General features: G+C 50.4%; 1 protein-coding gene. It reads right to left on the reverse strand.

The features are described from left to right. Positions 1–361: 361 nt before the first annotated feature. On the reverse strand, positions 362–1,220 hold an 859-nt coding region (locus C8P63_RS18685; RefSeq protein ID WP_146172227.1), incomplete at its 5' end, for a transposase.

The raw sequence follows: 1,220 nt of genomic DNA on the forward strand, positions 1-1,220 counted from the left end.
CTCCCTCAAGAAAATAAGGGAACGCTCACATATCCTCTTCGAATCTCCGTTTTTTGAGGAACAAACGAACTCCCTTGAAGGTTGAAAATTGAAGGAAATAGTAAATTTGGATGGTGGGTAACCAAGAGACCAAAGACTAGCCTTCAATTTCCACAATATGGTCGCGCACGGAATCTCCACAATACCCTTGCGGTATGCCCTCCCATGTCTCACGGGGTCTTTGCCCTCACATTCCATCGTTCAACCTGTCAAGGGGTGGAGGCCAGGGGGATGCTTAGCGACAGGGTCGTGCCCGTATGACGAAATTCGTCCCGGCTCTCGCGCTTCGTTTGTCCATAAAAAACGGAATGATCAAAAGAGCTTAAGCAGCGGTTTGTAACTGTGAACGACGAACGTCTCCCAACATCCTGCGGGCATCATAGGTTCTTCGCTTTTTCCCTAAGGTAAACAACACTCGAACCAACTTACAACACAGAGCAATTAAAGATTGCATCTTCTTCAGCGGGTTTTCTGACCGGGTCGTTAGATACCGGTGGAGGGCCCGAAATTCCGGATTGTGGGCCGTCATTGGGAGAATGGCTTTAAACAACAACGATCGCAGGCGAGGTCGTCCCCTTTTGGTGATGGAAGTCCGTCCTTTGTGCTGCCCGGAACTGTTTTCTTTAACGTTCAATCCTGCCAAGCGAATCAGCTGTTGAGGATGGTTATAGGCCGTTAAAGGGCCAACCTCCGACAGAAATCCGGTTACGGTCGCCCATCCAACCAAGGGAATACTTAGCATTTCCCTGGTACCGGGGATGGAGTGAAGCAGCTCTTGGATTTGAGTGGAGAGCCGATCCAATTGCCGGTGCAAAAGCTCATATTGTTCCAACAGCATCTGAAGCTCCATCCGGGCCATCGTCAAACCCTCGGTTAAGCCAACGGAATTCTGGGCGGTTTGTACCAACCATTCTGCGCGTTTTTTACCCACCGCTCGCTGAACGACGGTTTTCCACTCGGCTGCGATCCCTTCTGCTCCCCGTTCCAAGATGTCCTGAGGAAGTGGAAAATGCTTTAGAGTGTACAGGGAGGCTTTCCCTTCCCAGTCCTTAAACACCGTTGTGTATTCGGGAAAGTACCGGTCAAACCAATGGTGCATTCGGTTTTTGATCCGTTTCAAAGCCTCGATAAGCCGATCTCGTTGGATCATGGCGATCCGAAGGTCCGCGTAAACCCCAGTC

The sequence above is a fragment of the Melghirimyces profundicolus genome (assembly GCF_003054245.1).
GTDB classification, from domain to species: Bacteria; Bacillota; Bacilli; order Thermoactinomycetales; family DSM-45169; genus Melghirimyces; species Melghirimyces profundicolus.